We start from the raw sequence: 19578 nt of genomic DNA, 5'->3' as shown, positions 1-19578 counted from the left end.
GTGTTTATTTGTTTGTTGAAATTAATTCCTGAACTTGCTGTTGAAGTTGTTTAATATCCTCAGATTGGGATTTTAAAACTTTATTTTCTTCTAGGAGCCACTTAATTTGTTTATTCTGTTCGATTGAATAAAGTGTTAATTCTTCAATTTTTTCTAAAAGCTTTGCATCCATTTCCCCAAGATTAATTCCATCTTTTTCTACTTCAGAAGCAGAGGGAATATTAGGTAAGTGACCCTTATCGACGATATGTTTTTCAACTTCTTCTAAGCTCCTAAGTTGGTAATCTTTTTTAAATACATAATCTGCCCATCCGTTAGTAGCAGGGTTTTCAACTTTTATTTGCTCTGCTTTTATTCCTTTTCTTACATAAAAAATATAATTTGGATCATTGTCATACTGGTCTGTTCCTATAGTCACTTTTCCTGTATTAAAAACCACAAGATTACTTTTGTGAACGGCATCAGTAAATTTTATTTTTGTAATACCTGATGAATTTGGTGTACTTACATCTGCATTGGGATCTGTTGCATTATCGTTAGGCATTAGGAATTCCATATTGCTACTTCCCACATTTCGAATAACAATATCTGATACTTTAGCCCATGTAGAAGCGCAACCATTACAAAGTACACTTGTAATCTCTAATCTTCCACCTGCAGGAGTTTCCTGCAGCACTTTGGTTTCCTATTACAATTCCATTCACATAAGGACCACCGAAAATTCTCATTCTCTCTATATTATTTGTCTTAAAGACAACATCTTGATCATCCGAGGTACCTAAAAAATTATTGATAGGTGTTGTTCCTGAGTTTCCTGTTAAGCTCCATTGGCCAAACATAAATGTTGATACTAATAGAGCTAGTGGTAATAATTTTGTTTTCATAAAAGTTAAAATATATTAAAATTAAGCGTAGTTATAAAGTTCATTTCTACTTCACGGTAGAGATATTCATTAGTAATATCTAATGTAATATTACCATCCTTTTGCAAACATATTTTCGCAAAGCAACAAAAGCTCTCGTATTATTTTTAAGTGTTTTGATGTGCCCGTAGGAAATGTACTTCTTAGGAGAAGTAAGTAATTTATTCATCATTTGTTATCGTTTCAATTTTCGTAAAACTAAAAAAAATAAATTTCCCGACAAAGAGATTTCTTACTTTTAATTAATATAAGTAATTGATTTTCATTAAATCACATATCTAAACCTATACATATCAAAACAATAGAATATTTAAACTCTCTTTAAAATTTAAAAAATTATTCTTTATTATCCAGCTCCTGTCTCCTCTTCTTAATAAAATCCGTCGGGCGAATCCCGTTGATTTCATAGAAGAGATCGGAGAAGTTTTGTCGGGAAGCGATGCCGCATTCTTTGGCGAGCGTTTCGATGTTGTATTTTAGGTATTCTTTGTTTTCGAAAAGTAAATTTGTAATGTAATTGATGCGGAGTTCACTTAAATATTTGTTAAAATTTACTTTTTTATATTCGTTAATGACTTGGGAAAGATAATTGGAATTCGTTCCCAATTGAGTCGCCAGTTTACTGATGGTAAGTCCTTTTTGGGTAAATTCTTGTTTCTCTTCAAAAGATTTCAGTTTTCGAAGCAATTCTCCTACTTTATTCTCATGGAGACCAATTTTCTTTTCCTCAGGAACGGGAATTTCTTTTTCAATAATATGTTGATGTGAAGTAAATTTTTCTTCCACCAAAATATATTTTTGCTGAATTTCTTTCGCTTTTTTATGTCTCTTAGTCAATAAAACCACCAGACCAACCGCCCAAACAATTAAAATGATAATAACAATAATCCCTAAATAATTTATTTTCTGCAGGTTATCCTTTTCATCCAATAACGTTTTTGTGTCGTATTCTTTATGGATTTTTGAAGAGAGATACATAAAATCTTTCGAAATAACACTGTCCGCTTTTAAAAGCTGGCTCGTATAGTATAATTGTTGCGACTGATTTTTCTCTTTTTTAGAATGATCGATCAGAATTTCATAGTTCTCTCTAAGCTCGGGAAGAATGAATTGGTGCTCCTGAAAAATGGAATCTACTTTTTTGAAATAATGAATTGATTCTTTAGTGTTTTTCAGTCCAAAATAGCTTTTTCCGATATAAAAATAATCAACCGAAAGTCTGGCGAAATCTCTGCCGTTTTTTACAGAAGGAAGAGATTCATTTAAATTTTTTAAAGCCGATTCATACCGATTGTTCCGATATTCAGAAATCCCTTTAGATAAAAGAAAATATCCCTTTTCTAAGGTATAATCAGGGTCATTTCCTACTTCCGAAAGCCCAATTTTTATCTTCGAGTCAGCTTCTTTGTATTTTCCTAAATTTCTATCACAAATTATCAGCTGATGAAGACTGTTCAGATAGCCTTTTTTACTGTTATAAATGGCGTTCGGGCCAAGATCAGATCTGGATTTTTGTACCTCGTAATACTCAAGACTTTTTTTAAATAATTCTGAAGCATCCTCATAATATCCCAAATAGCTTTTCACCACACCAATATGGTATAGATTCTGATATTTTAGGTAATTGTTTTTTGTATTTTTAGAATATTCATAAGCTTTAAGATATTCATTAAGTGCTTGTTGGAATTTTTTATAATGGTAGTAATATATAATTCCTTTCTCAAGATAAGCTATACTTTTCAGATCACCGTCTTTGGACTGATTTGCCGCCCAAATCATACTGTCTGAATATTTTAATTTAATATGATTTTCAGGAGAATAAAACACACCGTCTTTATATCCCTGAACTAATTTTTCGTAGTTCTTTTCTTTTTTTGCTTTATTAATGTAAGGTTGAAGAAACGGGAAAGCTTTGGAGTCATTTTCTGCTAAATTCTCGAATTTCTGTCTCAATTTATAATATTCACTGTATCCTTCCTGAGACAGAAGAAGTTTAAAAAATCCTATAAAAAGTACAAAGAAGAGTTTTTTAATCACCTTTATGAGTTATTCCGTATCTAGTTGTGCTCAAAAGTACATAAAATACGTTAGTTTTTATCATAGAATAATGAATTAATACGGAGAATAGAATTATTTCTAGTTTACAAAATAACAATCTAATTATCAATACTTTAAATTTATCCAATTCACAAATTAGGACGTCATAATTTACGAATAGAGACAACAAGTATTTTTTTATATCAAGGCAAGGTTATAATTTCGGGCTCAGAAATCGAATATAAAACAAACTAACTGAGACATTTTTTGAAGAGAATCAGAATGTAAATGAAGTACTAAAAAAGCATGTTAAGATAAATTTTGAGAAAGATTAATATAAAAACATGATGATTCTATTCATACAACAGACCACCTTCCTTTGATCGGGGAAACTACTTTTTCGGGAAGGCAGGTTTTTTTTAGAGTTGATTTTTGAAAAAAAACTAATAACCATTTTTAAGAAACTAATAGCCATTAAAACACAAATTAATTGTGGTCATTTCCTACAGGTAGATCAAGAAAGGTTTCGCAAAACAAACCTTTTTTATTAGAGTTTTCAGTTTTAATCGAAAAGAGACTGTTCCTTACGGGCAGCCTCTTTTCTTTTTAAAACATTAAGGATTTACAATCACTTCCAGCCTCCGCCTAAGCTCTTATAAATATCAACAACTGTACTCAGCTGTTTTTGTTTTGCTTCAACCAGTTCCATTTTCGCATCCAAAGCATCTCTCTGGTTCAGAAGAACTTCCAGATAATCTGCTCTTGAATTTCTAAATAACTGATTAGCAATATCGATAGATTGTTCCAAAGCCTTTGTTTCCTCAGACTTCAGTTGATAATACTGATCTATGTTTTTCACTTTAGACATTAAATTGGCAACGTCTAAATACGCATTAAGAATCGTTTTGTCATATTCATACAAAGACTGAATCTGTCTTGCATCTGCCGTTTGAAAATTCGCTTTTATCGCACTTTTATTAATAAGCGGACCAGCCAATTCTCCCACTAAACTTGTCGCAATAGATTCCGGCAATTTCACAAGATAAGAAGGTTTAAAAGCTTCCAATCCTAATGTTGCAGAAATTTCCAGTGAAGGATAAAACTCTTTTCTTGCTGCTTCTACGTCTAGTTTTGTTGATTTTAATTCTAATTCTGCTTGTTTGATATCAGGACGGTTTCGCCAATAACTGTGACGGAATTCCTGTATAAACTGTTTGCGGAATGGTTGTCATAAAATCATCTTTAGATCTTACAATCGTCTGCGGATAACGACCACAAAGAGCATTAATCTGATTCTCTTTTTCGGTGATTTCCTGACGGATTGTATATGCTGATGCTTTTGATTTTGCTAATTCTGCTTCAAACTTTTTCACCGCCAATTCAGTTGCAGCCGCAGCTTCTTTCTGAATTTTTGATATTTCCAACGCTTTCTCCTGAAGTTTTGTATACTGCTGAATAATATCCAACTGATTATCCAAAGCCAGCAATTCATAATAATTATCCGCAACTTCTTCAATTAAATTTGAAAGAACAAAATTCTTCCCTTCAACCGTTGAAAGATAATGTGCAACTGCAGATTCTTTCTCTGTTCTCAGCTTTTTCCAGATATCGACTTCCCAGTTTGCCATTAAACCGCCTTCGAAATTCCCAAGAATATCGGGTACTTCTTTACCGGGTTCTATTTCCGTACTTGCATCACCTGCTCCTTCGCTTGTGTAGCGACCTGCTTTTGTTGCTCCGGCTCCGATTCCTGCAGTAACAGTCGGCGTTAATCTTCCTTTTTTCGCTAAAACACCACTTTTTGCAATCTCGATTTCCTGCAAAGTGATCATCAGTTCCTGATTGTTCTTTAAAGCTGTTTCAATTAAAGAAACCAAGTTCGGATCTGTGAAAAACTGTCTCCAAGGAGTTGTTCCGCTGTTATTATTTGCGTCTCCCTGTTCTTCCTGATTAAAGTTTTGAGGTACATTTTCTTTCACCTCATCTTTTATGACGGTCGCCATCGGCGCCTTACAGCTTGCTAAAACAAGCGATAAGGCAATGGCTGCTATATATTTATTATAAGTCTTCATGTTTATCATCGTGTTGATAAGGTTCTGTTTGTTCTGTTAAAGGATTTTCTTCTTCATATTTCGCCAGTTTCGACTTTTCAGCGATCGTTCCGAAGATGTAGTACAATCCTGGGATAATCATTAATCCGAAAATAGTTCCGATCAACATACCTCCCGCTGCAGCTGTACCAATGGTTCGGTTACCAACCGCTCCCGGTCCTGTCGCCATCACCAAAGGAATCAAACCTGCAATGAATGCAAATGAGGTCATCAAAATCGGACGGAAACGGATCGCAGCTCCTTCAATGGCAGCCTGCGCCACCGGAATACCTTCTTCAGCCTTCTTCTGTACGGCAAACTCGACAATCAATACGGCGTTTTTACCTAATAAACCAATCAACATGACCATCGCAACCTGCGCATAAATGTTGTTTTCTAATCCTAATAACTTTAAGCATAAGAATGCTCCGAAAATACCCGTCGGCAACGATAAAATTACCGGTAACGGAAGAATGAAACTTTCATACTGTGCCGCAAGAATTAGATAAACAAATCCCAAACACACTAAGAAGATAAATATGGCTTCATTTCCACGGCTTACCTCATCTTTGGAAATACCCGCCCAGTCGATACCGAAACCTCTCGGAAGCGTTTTATCCGCAACTTCCTGAATCGCTGCAATCGCCTGTCCGGAGCTATAACCCGGTGCAGGAGTTCCACTTACCTCGGCAGAATTATACATATTATGTCTCGTGATCTCTGATAAACCATAAACTTTTTCCAAATGCATAAAATCTGAGTACGGAACCATCTGATCTTTATCATTTTTAACATATAACTTCAATAAATCCGTCGGTAACGCTCGATATTGAGGTCCTGCCTGAACAATCACTTTATAAGGTCTGTCGAAACGGATGAAACTTGTTTCATAATTCGAACCAATCAACGTGGATAAATTATCCATTGCTTTTTCGATGGTAACCCCTTTTTGCTCGGCAAGATCATTATCAATCTTCAGCATATATTGTGGGAAACTCGCCGAATAGAAGGTAAATGCAGAACCCAATTCAGGACGTTTTTTCAATTCGCTCACAAAGTCATTACTTACTTTCTCCATTTTCTGGTAATCACCACTTCCAGCTTTATCCAGTAAACGAAGTTCGAAACCTCCGGCTGCACCATAACCCGGAATTGAAGGCGGCTGGAAGAATTCTATATTCGCACCCGGAATATTTTTGGCTTTTTCTTCAAGTTTTTCAATAATTTCCGCGGCAGATTCTTTACGTTCATCCCAACTTTTAAGGTTAATCAAACACGTACCTGAGTTGGAACCTGTACCTTCGGTCAAAATTTCGTAACCAGCCAATGAAGAAACAGATTGTACCCCATCAATACCTTCAGATTCTCGCAATAATTCTTTAGCAATCTGATTCGTTCTTTCCAGTGTAGAACCCGGAGGTGTCTGAATAATCGCATAAATCATCCCCTGATCTTCCGCCGGAATAAATCCTGAAGGAAGCGAGTTACTCAAGAAGAATGTACAAGCACAAAACGCTAATAATAACGGAAGTGTGAATGTTTTCTTTTTAACTGTTTTATGCAACATTTTCTCATATTTCCCTGCTCCTTTCGTAAATAAATTGTTGAATTTATCTAAGAAAATAGTGATCGGAGTTCTCTTCTTCGCTTTTCCGTGATTGTTCTTTAAAATTAAAGCACATAAAGCTGGAGTCAATGTCAAGGCTACAACCCCCGAAAGGATAATTGCAGAAGCCATTGTAATTGAGAACTGACGGTAAAATACCCCAACCGGACCGGACATAAATGCAATCGGAATGAATACGGATGCCATTACCAAAGTAATCGCGATAATCGCTCCACTGATCTCGTGCATTGCTTCTTCTGTTGCCTTTAACGGAGATAAATGTTTTTCTTCCATCTTGGCGTGAACGGCTTCAATTACTACAATCGCATCATCGACGACGACCCCGATTGCCATTACCAAGGCAAAAAGTGAAATCATGTTTAATGTAATTCCGAAAGCCGACATGATCGCAAAAGTACCGATCAATGAAACCGGAACTGCAATCGCCGGAATCAGCGTTGAACGCCAGTCTCCCAAGAAAAGGAATACCACAATTGCCACCAAAATAAAGGCCTCAAATAAGGTATGGATAACTTTCTCAATCGATGCATCCAAGAATCTTGAAACGTCATAACTGATGTCGTAATGCATTCCTTTCGGGAAGCTGGTTTTCTGCAGTTCTGCCATCAACGTTTTTACATTTTTGATAACGTCACTTGCATTGGAACCGTAAGACTGTTTTACAGTGATCGCTGCAGAAGGTTTTCCGTTTAATGTAGAATAAATATCATACATGGAAGAACCGAATTCTATATCTGCAACATCTTTTAACCTTACAAATTCACCGTCTGTTTTAGCTTTAAGGATAATATTTCCGTAATCCTTTTCATTATTATAACGACCCGGATATTTTAAAATATATTCAAATGACTGCGATCTTTTCCCGGAACTTTCCCCAGTTTTACCAGGAGATGCTTCCAAACTCTGCTCGTTTAACGCTTCCATTACTTCATCTGCTGAAATACTGTAAGCCGTTAATCTGTCAGGTTTAAGCCAAACACGCATTGCATATTCTCTTGTTCCCAAGATATCTGCGAAACCAACCCCACTTACCCTTCTCAATTCGGACATCACATTGATATCTGCATAGTTGAAAAGGAATTTTTGGTCGGCTTTAGGATCATCACTATACAAGTTAATATACATCAACATGTTAGGTTCTTCACGAGTGATTTTTACCCCTTCACGAACTACCAACGGCGGAAGTTTATTTACTACCGAAGAAACACGGTTTTGAACGTTTACGGCTGCTACATTCGGGTCGGTTCCTAAGTCGAAAACCACCTGAATAGAAGCTTCCCCGTCGTTTCCGGCATCGGAAGTCATATATTTCATTCCCGGTACTCCATTTAAACCTCTTTCCAACGGAATAACCACGGATTTAATCAACAATTCGTTGTTGGCTCCCGGATATTCTGCGGTGATGTTTACTTTTGGCGGTGAAATCGAAGGGAACTGCGTAATCGGTAATTTTACCAGAGAAAGCACTCCCATAAATACAATAATCAATGAGATTACGATAGACAGAACAGGTCTGCGAATGAATTTCTTAAACATAATACTGCTTCATTTATAGAGTCCTACTCTGCTTTTAATTTCAATGATTGAAGAACTTTTTTCGGATCTTGCGCTTTCGTCTGAACTTTCTGATCGTCTTTCACTTTCTGAACCCCTTCCAGTAATATCTGATCGCCTTTTGAAAGCCCTGAACTTACTACGTAAACATCCGGAAGCTCATAAGCTACTTTAATATTTTTAGATCTCGCCACGCCGTCTTTTCCAACTACGAAAACATATTTCTGATCTTGGATTTCATACGTTGCTTTTTGAGGAATAATCATGGCATTTTTCAGCGGTAAAGTCATTCTTACTTTTCCTGTTTCTCCGTTTCTCAATAATTTATTAGGATTCGGGAATTTTGCTCTGAAAGCGATATTTCCTGTTTCATTATCAAACTGTCCTTCAATGGTTTGAACTTCACCTTTTTGAGGGAAAACATCTCCATTTGCCATTACCAATGCCACTTGATTGCTTCCTCTGTCGGCTGTATGCATTTGATAATTCAGATATTCAGGTTCTGAAACGTTGAAGTACGTGTAAATATCATTGTTATCCGATAAAGAGGTTAACAAATCTCCTTCATCTACCAAACTTCCTAATTTCAAAGGCAGCCTGTCGATAATTCCGGAAAAAGGAGCTTTAATGTTTGTAAATGACAAATGCGTCTGAGCCAGGTTTGCTTCTGCATTGGCTGCATCCAATTTAGCTTTTGCCATTGATCTTTCGTTTTTAGAAACAATGTTGTTGTTTGCTAACGTACTTGCGTTTTTCAGCTCGATCGTAGCCTGTGCTACTTCTGCCTGAGCTTTCAATAATTCTGCCTGATACAGTTTAGGCATGATCTGGAACAATACCTGTCCTTGGTGAACGTACTGCCCTTCATCTACATAAATCTTCTCAAGGAAACCTTTTTCCTGTGCACGAACCTCAATGTTCTTTACAGACCGGATCTGAGCTACAAATTCTTTGTCAATCACGGTATCCATCACCACCGGAGTTGTTACCGGATAGACTGATACTTCTTCTTTTTCTTCTTTTTTCTTGTTACAACTGAACAATAAAAGACTGCTTAGCGCAATGCTTGCGACAACTCTCTTGATCATAATTCTGGAGTTTATATAAATCGTTAATGTTTTAATATGAAAATGGTAATGAGAAAACGGGCGATGTGATGATTACCAACAAACACAACGCATGATATTTCCCGCCGAACGGATCAGCAGAAAATAAATCGGAAAATGAAATTTTAAATTCTGATAGAACGAATCAGAATGAATCTTTTTACGGAAGAAAATTCTGATAAAAAGCCGTGAATAGTTGGCTTTAGTCTTTTGAAGCTTTTTAAACCAAAAACATACACCAAAGTGAAAACACTAGCAAAGAAAACAATTTCCTGCAAGGTATCCGAAAACTGAAAATCGTCTTCTGCGAGTTCAAAAGAAAAGGCATTTCCAGAATCATCCGGAGCCTGCTGAATCGTCAGTTTTTCGTAGGTTTGATTTAAGCGGTTTGCTTTTTTGGGTAAATTCTGAGACGTATGACTGTTGTAATCATTTTTCAACGTTTTGACATTGATCTTACTTTCCACTACGAAAAGCAGAAAAAGGGATGTCAAAAAATAGGTGATATACGTTCTCATTTTGTTGCTGCAAATGTAGGTCTTAGTTTGAATACATTTCAAAACAATTGTATGATTAATGACATATATTAACAATATTTAACGCTCCTTTAAATAAGCTGAAAATAGTAATATTTCACCATTTAACACAGATGAAAAATAATTTATCTTACTAATTAACAAATAATTACAAATACCAAAAAGATTTTATATTTTTATTTAAACTAAGTTTTTTTAAGAAGAAAATTTTTAAAATCTCGCATTAAAAGTTAACTCATCATAAATAAGATATTTTTATTACAAATATTAAAAATAAAATTAAATATTTTTAAATTATTAACAATAATATCATAATAATGATTACATTTACTACAATTAATTTCATTGAAAATTTAATTTCAACCAAATTAATTTTTAAAAAACTAAATCAACAGCCAAATAACAAAATAAACATGAACAAAAAACTTTCTCTGGCAGGGATTCTCTTTGCCTCAACTCTAGCATTTGCTCAGGTAGGTATAAACACACCTAATCCTCAAGCCACTTTCCACATAGACGGGGCAAAAGATAACCCGACAACAGGAACTCCTACAACCATTCAACAAGCCAATGATTTCGCTGTTACTCCAGCAGGATCTGTCGGTATAGGAACTACAACTCCTAATGCATCTGCCGTATTGGATATCACTTCAAGCAATAAGGGTATTCTGGGACCAAGAATAAGTCTTACTTCGACCACAATGCAACTGAGCGCATCTCCAAATGCAACAGGATTATTAATCTACAATACAGGACCCACGCTGAGTTTAGGATATTATTTCTGGAATGGCCTCGAATGGAGAGTTTTCAATACAGCTTCCGGTTCCAGTAGTGTACAGAACACAAACCTTGCAAATATTGAGAGTATTGCGGTAATGGGACCTTTAGTAGCTACCACAGAAAACGGAAGAGCGGGATATGCTATTTCTATAACAACACCCGACGGGAAATTTTCTATACGCTGTTTTATCCCTACAGGAAGTGCGTTTGCAGATGTAAATTTACAAATCAGAAATAACAGTACAGCTACTGTTGACGTTATTTCAAACGGACATTATTTATGGGGAGGAGCCGGAGGTTACATGCAAAATCAGCTAAGATTACCAATTGCAGCTTGGGCAGGAGATAATGCTGTTTCGAGTGCATCTTTAATTAATGCTACAACAGGAGCGAATATACAAACAGCAAGTACCAATCCGTATTGGGGAGATCCAGGAGTTTATGCAGGTGGGATGCCTGAGCAAAGAATTTACTCATGGACAACAAATGACGGAGCCGACAAATCTTTTTATAAAATGTATTTTATGATGGGTTCATCAACACCAGCGAGTTTAGGAAATACCACAACATGTCCAGGCGGAACATGTTCCACTACAAAAGCATTTTTTACTGTAGATCAGATTACAGCGCCATAGATTCTAGAAACACATTTTTTGACTTTACAAGAGACTGCTTTAGAAAGCTGTCTCTTTTATTGTAAGGAGATTCGTCTTTATTTATTTAAAATTTAGGCTTTATGAAAAAAAGAATAATCGCCTCTATATTCAACCAATTTTCGTTAAAACACTAGTATTTATAAGGGTATCTTTAAGGTTATCCGATCACAAATAAATATTCTTTATAAATATTATCAATCATATCAGATTTCTTCATATATTTGCAAAAACTAAGTTCAAGTAAAAACTTAGTTTTAATTTATAAAAAAAGAAAACCACATAATGAATTAAATATCAATTACAAACCCTTTCTAACAAAGGATTTGACAGCTTACTTAGATTGATATCAATCTACAAATCCCAAAAACATCTTTCACACCAGCTGCGTAAGCTACAATTCAACAAGAAGAACGCCTTAATATTGTTAAACAAGTCAATTTTTAGCTGTTATTTAAGTTGTATTGGTAGGTATAGAGATAAAAATTATGACTCATTCTATATCTAGATGTAACATCACCGACAAGGGTATTTTTAAATTAAAAAGAAATTAACAAATAATGAAATTAAGCACAAACAACAAACTTTCTAATAGAGGATTTTCTTTGCATTAGCTCTATTTTTTGCTCAGACAAATATTAATACACAGATTCCAACACACCTTTCACACTAGTCGCGCAAAGCACAATCCAGCAACAAAAGCACTTTATGTTACTCAACAAACCATGATTTTTATGTTATTTACATTGCATCGGTAGGTATAGAGATAACAACTTTCAACCGTTTATTACCTTTTATCTAACATCACGATAAAAGTGTTTTTACATTAACAAATAATGAAAACAATCATGTACAACAAACTTTTTCTAACAGGGATTTTCTTTGCATCAACTTTATCATTTGCTCAGATCGGTATTAATACCAGCAATCCCCAAACTGCCTTTCATATCGACAATGCAAAGGATAACCCAGCAACAGGAACACCTACCGCTACTCAACAAGCCAATGATTTTGCTGTTACTTCAACAGGATCGGTAGGTATAGGCACGACAACTCCCCATCCATCCGCTATTTTAGACTTAACATCGTCTGACAAGGGTATTTTGGCACCAAGAATAAGCCTTACATCTTCTACTATGAAGCTAAATACATCCCCTAACGCAACAGGGCTGTTAATTTATAATACAGGACCTACTTTAAGCGCAGGATATTATTTCTGGAACGGAGTAGAATGGAGAATATTCTCTACCTCATCAGGAGGTAATAGTGGGGGAGGAAACAACCTTGCAAATGTGGAAACTATTGCCGTAATGGGACCTTTGGTATCTACAACAGAAAACGGAAAAAACGGATATGCACCCTCCATCACTACGCCAGACAAAAAATTCTCGGTAAGAACTTTTATCCCAACAGGTAATAACTTTTCACAGGTCAACTTACAGATCCGAAATAATAGTACAGGAACTGTGGACATCATCTCTAATGGTCATTATCTTTGGAATGGAGCCGGTGGATATCAGCAAAACCAATTGAGACTACCTCCCGGAGCATGGGCTGGAGATAATGCCACTTCAGACTCTGCTTTAATTGATGCTACAACAGGGCTAAGAATACAAACAGCTTCGACCAATCCGTCCTGGGGAGATCCTGAAACATATGCAGGAGGTATGCCGGAACAACGTTTATATTCCTGGACGACCAACAACGGAGCAGATATGACGTTTTATAAATTATACTACATGATGGGCTCATCAACTCCCGGTAGTGCAGGAAACGCAACAACTTGCCCAAGTGGAACATGTTCTTCTACAAAGGCATTTTTCACGATCGACCAGATTACGGCGCCTTAAAATTTTAGAAAAAAAATATTGATTTTAAAAGAGACTGCTTTAGAAAACAGTCTCTTTTTATTGTATAAAAATCGTTATTTAGTAACTAAAAATAGATGCTACAACAGGATTTAATAGTTTAAAACAAATTTTCATTAAGTTTTGGTGAAAAATGAAAATAATTACATGTTTCGACCAAACTTAGCTATCAATGACTATCTAATGCTAGTTTTGTACAAAATAATTTCAAGCATAATATACTAAATATAAAAATATTCAATTAATTTATACAAAATTAACACATTATCTTTATTATAATTTGTAAATTTATAGAAAATTAACACTTACAAATCAATGAAATACTCACAACTCACTTATTATTATGAAAAAGTTATTACAAATTTTCACCATTACCGCTGTATTTGCGCTTACCATAACAGCATGTAAACATCAGGCAAAAGAAGAAGAAATCGACCTGCAAAATGTACCTGAAATTCAAGATATTGATAAAATTACTAAAGATGTCTATAAAGACGAATATGGAGATCAACTGGAAGTGGCGATTAATGAAACTCAAAATACGGTAATTGTACATTTGGACGGGAAATCTTATGAGCTGAAAAAAAATGAAGAATTACCGGAATATACCGCAAGTGACGCAGATTATCAATATTCGGATATCCGAGGTGAGGTTAATTTCCTGAAAAAGGATTATAATATGGTGTTGTTTCATCATAAAAAAAATAAATCTGCTACTTCAAATACGAAAATGGCTTCTTATTAATCCTTAGATTATTTATAAACGGTACACTTAAAATGGAAAACCTATGAAAAAATCATTCATCTATTTTTGCTCATTATTGCTGATAATTTGCATTGCTTCATGCATGAGTAAGCCAACAGCTTCTACTCCATCTGAAAAAACTACCGATATCACGGGAAAAACCTGGAAGTTAACGGAAATAAACGGGCAGCCTATCCAACTGAAAAACCCAAAATCTAACCCCTATTTTAAGCTCAATATGTCTGATATGAGATATGAAGGACATGGAGGGTGCAACGGTGTTAGCGGAACTTTTGAAATCAAGCAAGATGTAATGCGTATAAAATTTAATCAGGGAATGTCTACCATGATCGCCTGTGAAGATCTTGAAACAGAGCATGCTTTTACGCAAGCATTGTTGGCTGCAGACAACTATTCTGTAAACGGAAATACATTAACGCTGAATAAAGCAAGAATGGCTCCTCTGGCAAAATTTGTTTTACAATAACTAAATAAAACACATTACCATAGAGGTGCCTGTATAGTTATACAGACACCTCATTTTTTTCATCTTTACCTTGTTGTTAATTGAGAGAACAGTTATGTTTATTTAATTGCAGTGGCATAAATGTTAGTTTCTGCCCAAGCGCCACCAAAGTTTTTAATGGTAGCATTTATTGGATTAGGATTTCCTTGACCTATTACTGTATTTCCTGCCATATATCTGTATGTTTTATTTCCACCGGAAGTGTTATTAATAATAATTGTGCCTTGAAATACATCAAACTGTTGAGGACTACCATCACTAAAACCTTTTACCCTAAAACTCATTAGAGTAGGTCCTATGTTAAGGTTAAGATCAGAAGACATTGTACCCACCTCTCCCACAGCAATATTCTGATCGCTAAAGGTACTTCTTACAAACAACCAATCACTATTACCTAAGGTTCCTTCCGTTCTGGTAAGCTGAGTAATGGTAACCGCCCATTTCCCCGGAGGCAATACAATAGATCGTCCTGTATATTTATAATCTAGGCTAGTAACAAAAGGAATATCAATTCCATTACCCGTTAAAGCTCCTACAATTGTTTCTGTAGCAGGCGTCTTCCATTCTGCCGTTCCATTGGTGTCTGTTGCAGATAATACAGATCCTACCGTAACGGAACCGGCAGTAGCATTTTCAAATCTTCTCGTCCCTTTTACATGAAAATTGGCTTGTGGGTTTGTCATTCCTACACCCACTCTGTTATGGGCTGCATCCACAGAAAGAGTAGTTTCCGTCTACAGAAAATGCGTTAACAGCCGAACCTGTGAAGGCTAAAGTATTGGTATACTGCTTTACAGTACGGTTTCCAGTAAGTACTCCGTCTGCGTTATAGATATTTGCATTTAACTTGATCCAACTATTTCCATTAAAATAATAATATCCAGTCGAATTGATATTCAATGCTTTACCGGTTTGTGTACCTGTTACGCTGTTATTGACATAGATTAAAGTAGATATAGCAATATTATCCATTGCTCCTGCTCGCGCTCTGTCAATTCTCGGAACAAGAAGCCCTTCGGGAAGTGTAGAAGTTCCTGTTGCATTTTTAGCAACAATATCAAAAGTTGAAGCTGGATTTAGGGTATTAACACCCACTTGTGCCTGAGTAAAACCCGCAAATAGCAGAGCGGTACAAGCCAAAGTAATTTTGTTTTTCATTTTTTAAGTGTTTTTATTAATATTATCCATCTTGTTAATCACTAAACAATTGTTTAATTTTCATACAATTTAGAATATTAATTAAGTATAGAATTTTACGTAAGTTGTCTTGAAAAAATTCTGTATTCTTTAAAATTGAAACATTGTATTTTGAATGCTTTATCAGAATTAAATTATTCTTTGAACTTGGTACAAATGTAGAATTAAACAATAGAAAAAAGAGTACTGCAATTTCACCCAAAAAAATAAGTAATTTAAAATCAATTAATTAAAATTAAATTTAAAGTACGTTTGAAGTATAAAAAAGGATTTTGAAAAAGATGTGTTTTTTAGAGTTATTTATTATTTCACGTCTAAAAAATAATTTTAATACTGGAAAAAAGATAATATCAAGACTATATTTGCTAAGATTTTTTATAAATAACACAGCAAATTAAAAGGGTAATATTAAGAATTACTGAAAAAGAATTTGAAAGAATAATGGGTAATTCGTCTTGTAAGAAACCATACCAAACCCACAAAGAAAGTCCGGAAATCAGCACGAGCAACATTACCCAGGAAATGTCGTCTGCATTTTTTTCTTTTAAAACTTTTATGAGTTGCGGAAACCATCGCTGCCGAAGTTAAAATACCGGCAATAATACCCAGAATATTTTCATTCATCGTATTGTATTCTAATCCCTATGAAGATAAGAATTTTCATGAGATATTAGAAAATATATTTATTATTTAATAGAAATAAACAAAATTATTTATATATTATTTTTCAGTAAAAACAATATATTACTAAAAAATTATTTATATTCAGAATAAATAATAATATTAATTATTTTCTATATGTTACATAACACCATTTTATAAAACCTAATTTTGTATTACAAAACCACAAATTATGCTTTTAAGTTATTTTCTAAAAAAAATATCCTATTCGATATTTCTACTTTTTGCAACACTCTTCAGCGCACAGTCTTCTTATAATTTTGACGAACTTGATTATCTGACCGATAGTTTAAGAATGGGCGGAAACATCAATGAAAGTATTGCATTGAATAAAAACGCAATTCAAAAGTTTGAGAAACAAAAGAATACAATTGGCCTCATCTCAGCGTACATCAATATGAGCGATTTGCTCTGGTATATTCATAAGCATAAAGAAAGTCTGGAATATCTGGAAAAAGCAGAAAATAAACTCAAAACGGTGAAAAATATAGAGTTGCATGCAAAACTTTATGGTGAATATGGTAGAAACTATTCTTCTTTGGGATTTCTTGAGCAATCAAATTCCAACTTAAATATTTCGATTTATTTTGCAAAACAAATACCTGATAAGAAAAAAAGAGAAAAACTCCTTTATTTTTATTACACCTGGAAACTTGAGAATTTCGAAGAAGATCATCTCCCGGATTCCATTACTGTAATCCAAAAAAAGCTTTTGGAAATGGATCCACAGCCTTTAACATACGTTCATATCGCAGAAAAACATCTGAAAAACAAACAATTACACTCTACAGAACATTATCTTAACAAAGCAATGCTACTCACAGGAGATTATAATCTTTATCAAAAATCTATGACTTTACTTACCTTCGGAAAGCTTCATAGCCAGAAGAAAAATTACGATAGAGCCTTAGAATATTATCTTCAATCTTTAGCTATTTCGAAACAACTGAGCAGAATTAAAGATATTAAAAATGCTTATAAAATAATTTCCATCACTTACAAGCAGCTTAATAATATTGAAAAAAAGAATGAATATCTAGAAAAATATTCCAATTTAAGCGACAGTATTGAAAAGGATGAAAGAAAAGCGCTTGATATTCCTGTAAAAAAAATCATTAAAAAAGAGAATCAAAAAGAACAGAAGGAAAGAACAAAATATTACATTATCATTACAATCATTGTTGCGGCTGCAGGGATTGCTTTATTTCTGCTCATTAAGGCTTATCAGAAAAAACAAAAACTGAAAGACGAAATAATTGATGAAAAATTATCCGAAACACAGGAGCTAAAGCAAAGATTAAACACGACAGGCTTTGATGAGCTTTCAAAACTGGCAATGACCAATGATCCGTTTTTCCTAACCCGTTTCAAGGAAATCTATCCTGAATTTTACGAAACACTAACCGAAAAACACCCTCAACTTTCAGCAAATGATATTAAATTCTCTGCTTTTCTGAAGCTTAATCTTTCCACAAAAACTATTGCTCAGTATAAAAACATTTCCATACGTACTATTGAATCCAGAAAGTACAGACTTAGAAAAAAACTAAACCTGCCTTCTGATGTAGATCTTAATAAATGGATGATGGAATTATAAAATAGTAGCCTTACATTTTATAAAATTTTACTACTTGGAGAAATAATTTAATTTTTCACCTACATCAATCATACTTCAATTCAGCCTACAGTAATCTGAAATTCAATTAATTAATTATTTCAAGTACTATTGCAGTAGTATTCTTATTTGAAAATTGATCTAAATTTGACCAGAAATTAAAAGTTAGAAGTTAACATTAAAAACACAAATGATGTTCCTAAAATAAACTTCTAAAGAGTGGATCTCCAAATGTCCACTCTTTAATTTTTTTTAGTTTTTAAATTCAGTAAGGGGTTTTCTTACCAACCTAAAATTTTATTTTGGAGGTAAGAAAATAGTCACTAGTTATTACAAATTTCCGAAGCCAGAAGCTCATCCTATCCTGATTTTCGGGAATTTGTATTCTAGTTTTAAATTTTGGAGTACACGTAATATTCATAATAAATTGGTTGGTAGGAAAGCAAGTATCTGGAATTCATTCAATCCTATTCAATACTTGCTTCCTGCTTTTTGAAACAAAACACAAATTTTGAAGAAAAATAAAAATCGTTTCCATTGAAACGATTTTATTTTTTTGTCAATTATTTTACTTTATTAAATCTCTCTAAAGAAATCTCTTCATGCAAAGGAATATTCTGCTCTATAAATTCATACAAATTTTTAGAAAAATAACATCCGTTAAGAATCCCTCTTGCTCCTAAGCCATTGAAAACATATAAGTTTTTATGCTCAGAATGTCTCCCGATAATTGGTCTTCTATCTTTCACTGTAGGTCTAAAACCAAAATTGACCTCATTTATTTCAAAATTATAAGGATAAAATTCTGATAACCCTTTTGTTAGCTGTTCTACCGCAGAATCGTCAATATGATGATGCAGTTGTTCCCTGTCATACGTTCCGCCATAAAAATACAGCTCATCTTGAACGGGAAATAGAAAATGTTTCTTTTTAATCGTAATATTTTCCGGGATGGGCTTAGAAAGTTTTACTTTCATATGATGCCCTTTATTTGGAATGACAGGAATATCTGAAAAATAAGGGTTTTCCTTTACTCTCATTCCTTCACAAAATAAGATATTTTTAAATTTAAAATCTTTATAAACAGAATCGGAAGTATTCAATTGAGAATAATCAAATTTATCTTTAATCAAATGACCTTTATTTTCCAAAAAAACAAATAAACCTGTGAAAAATCCATTTACGTCAAGTCTTGCAGATTGATTAACCTTTCCTGACAGAAAATCGTTTTTTACTACCTCTAAATGATCGAATTTTTTATCTAAAAAACCAGCAAGATCATCATTTTCGGATTTTTTAAGCCAAAGCTTCTGTTCATTTTCATCATGAAAGATTCTATGAATACTAGATTCTATTAAATAATTTTTACCGGTATATTCTTCAATCTCCTTTAATGAACTTTTTAAGAAATCTATTTGTTCCTGAGCTTTCCAGAAGGTGGTAAATTTTTTAAGCACAACAGGGTTAATAATTCCTGCTGAAACCTGAGAAGCACTCTTCCTGCCCTCCGAAAACATCACAAAAGACTTGTTGTTTCTGATTAACTGATGCGCGAAAAAAAGCCCTGCATATCCATCTCCTACAATTATATAATCTACATTTTCCATAATAAAAAAACCTGAGTAAAAATACTCAGGTTT

The 19578-nt window shown here is 34.1% G+C and carries 15 protein-coding genes and 1 pseudogene; 5 read left to right on the top strand and 11 right to left on the bottom strand.

The genetic code is table 11. The annotated features are described in order from the left end of the window. Positions 1-4 precede the first annotated feature (4 nt). The 7 genes and pseudogenes from J3D55_RS06625 to J3D55_RS06595 all read right to left on the bottom strand — a co-directional run bounded on the left by J3D55_RS06625 (position 5) and on the right by J3D55_RS06595 (position 9855). Positions 5-676 (bottom strand): hypothetical protein, encoded by a 672-nt coding sequence (locus tag J3D55_RS06625; RefSeq protein ID WP_259129398.1) that lies wholly within the window; start codon positions 674-676, stop codon positions 5-7. Then, positions 621-839 (bottom strand): hypothetical protein, encoded by a 219-nt coding sequence (locus J3D55_RS06620; RefSeq protein ID WP_259129397.1) that lies wholly within the window; start codon positions 837-839, stop codon positions 621-623. Before J3D55_RS06620 ends, J3D55_RS06625 begins: the two co-directional genes overlap by 56 nt. Positions 840-1259: 420 nt before the next feature. Then, the gene (locus tag J3D55_RS06615) at positions 1260-2960 is read right to left on the bottom strand and encodes a helix-turn-helix domain-containing protein (protein WP_259129394.1); all 1701 of its coding nucleotides are present in this window, start codon (positions 2958-2960) and stop codon (positions 1260-1262) included. A 628-nt stretch (positions 2961-3588) separates the two neighbouring features. Further along, positions 3589-5032, bottom strand: a pseudogene (locus J3D55_RS06610) (TolC family protein). Beyond that, on the bottom strand, positions 5019-8213 hold the full coding sequence (locus J3D55_RS06605; protein WP_259129393.1) for an efflux RND transporter permease subunit: 3195 nt from the start codon (positions 8211-8213) through the stop codon (positions 5019-5021). Before J3D55_RS06605 ends, J3D55_RS06610 begins: the two are co-directional and overlap by 14 nt. A gap of 23 nt (positions 8214-8236) precedes the next feature. Beyond that, complete coding sequence (locus J3D55_RS06600; RefSeq protein ID WP_259129392.1) at positions 8237-9319, bottom strand: efflux RND transporter periplasmic adaptor subunit; 1083 nt, start codon at positions 9317-9319, stop codon at positions 8237-8239. 143 nt (positions 9320-9462) lie between these two features. Beyond that, positions 9463-9855, bottom strand: coding sequence for a hypothetical protein (locus J3D55_RS06595; RefSeq protein WP_259129391.1), 393 nt, complete (start codon positions 9853-9855; stop codon positions 9463-9465). A gap of 431 nt (positions 9856-10286) precedes the next feature. Here J3D55_RS06595 and J3D55_RS06590 point away from each other — a divergent pair, with 431 nt between their 5' ends. From J3D55_RS06590 to J3D55_RS06575, 4 genes are all read left to right on the top strand, one after another. Further along, positions 10287-11288 carry a phage tail-like protein gene (locus J3D55_RS06590; RefSeq protein ID WP_259129390.1) on the top strand — a complete coding sequence of 334 codons (1002 nt, stop codon included), beginning with the start codon at positions 10287-10289 and terminating at the stop codon, positions 11286-11288. 854 nt (positions 11289-12142) lie between these two features. Continuing rightward, complete coding sequence (locus J3D55_RS06585; protein ID WP_259129389.1) at positions 12143-13156, top strand: phage tail-like protein; 1014 nt, start codon at positions 12143-12145, stop codon at positions 13154-13156. Between the two features lie 361 nt (positions 13157-13517). Then, entirely contained in the window at positions 13518-13919 is a 402-nt protein-coding gene (locus J3D55_RS06580; RefSeq protein ID WP_259129387.1) for a hypothetical protein, read from the top strand. Between the two features lie 43 nt (positions 13920-13962). Next, positions 13963-14406: an META domain-containing protein gene (locus J3D55_RS06575; RefSeq protein ID WP_259129386.1), complete on the top strand. Its 444-nt coding sequence runs from the start codon at positions 13963-13965 to the stop codon at positions 14404-14406. Positions 14407-14504: 98 nt separating this feature from the next. On the opposite strand, the gene J3D55_RS06570 is transcribed toward J3D55_RS06575, so the two are convergent. From J3D55_RS06570 to J3D55_RS06560, 3 genes are all read right to left on the bottom strand, one after another. Beyond that, positions 14505-15161, bottom strand: coding sequence for a hypothetical protein (locus J3D55_RS06570; RefSeq protein WP_259129385.1), 657 nt, complete (start codon positions 15159-15161; stop codon positions 14505-14507). Further along, the gene (locus J3D55_RS06565; protein WP_259129384.1) at positions 15145-15603 is read right to left on the bottom strand and encodes a phage tail-like protein; all 459 of its coding nucleotides are present in this window, start codon (positions 15601-15603) and stop codon (positions 15145-15147) included. Before J3D55_RS06565 ends, J3D55_RS06570 begins: the two co-directional genes overlap by 17 nt. A gap of 404 nt (positions 15604-16007) precedes the next feature. Next, entirely contained in the window at positions 16008-16154 is a 147-nt protein-coding gene (locus J3D55_RS06560; RefSeq protein ID WP_259129383.1) for a PQ-loop repeat-containing protein, read from the bottom strand. 341 nt (positions 16155-16495) lie between these two features. Between J3D55_RS06560 and J3D55_RS06555 the strand changes: the two genes are divergently transcribed. After that, positions 16496-17920, top strand: a complete 1425-nt coding sequence (locus tag J3D55_RS06555; protein ID WP_259129382.1) for a transcriptional regulator — start codon at positions 16496-16498, stop codon at positions 17918-17920. Between the two features lie 581 nt (positions 17921-18501). Here the strand turns inward: J3D55_RS06555 and J3D55_RS06550 are convergent. Continuing rightward, complete coding sequence (locus J3D55_RS06550; protein ID WP_259129381.1) at positions 18502-19545, bottom strand: NAD(P)/FAD-dependent oxidoreductase; 1044 nt, start codon at positions 19543-19545, stop codon at positions 18502-18504. Positions 19546-19578: the final 33 nt, after the last annotated feature.

The sequence above is a fragment of the Chryseobacterium ginsenosidimutans genome, assembly GCF_024807225.1.
GTDB classification, from domain to species: domain Bacteria; phylum Bacteroidota; class Bacteroidia; order Flavobacteriales; family Weeksellaceae; genus Chryseobacterium; species Chryseobacterium ginsenosidimutans.
The sequence above is the reverse complement of the archived record's forward strand: the minus strand, read 5'-3'. Positions and strand labels throughout refer to the sequence as shown.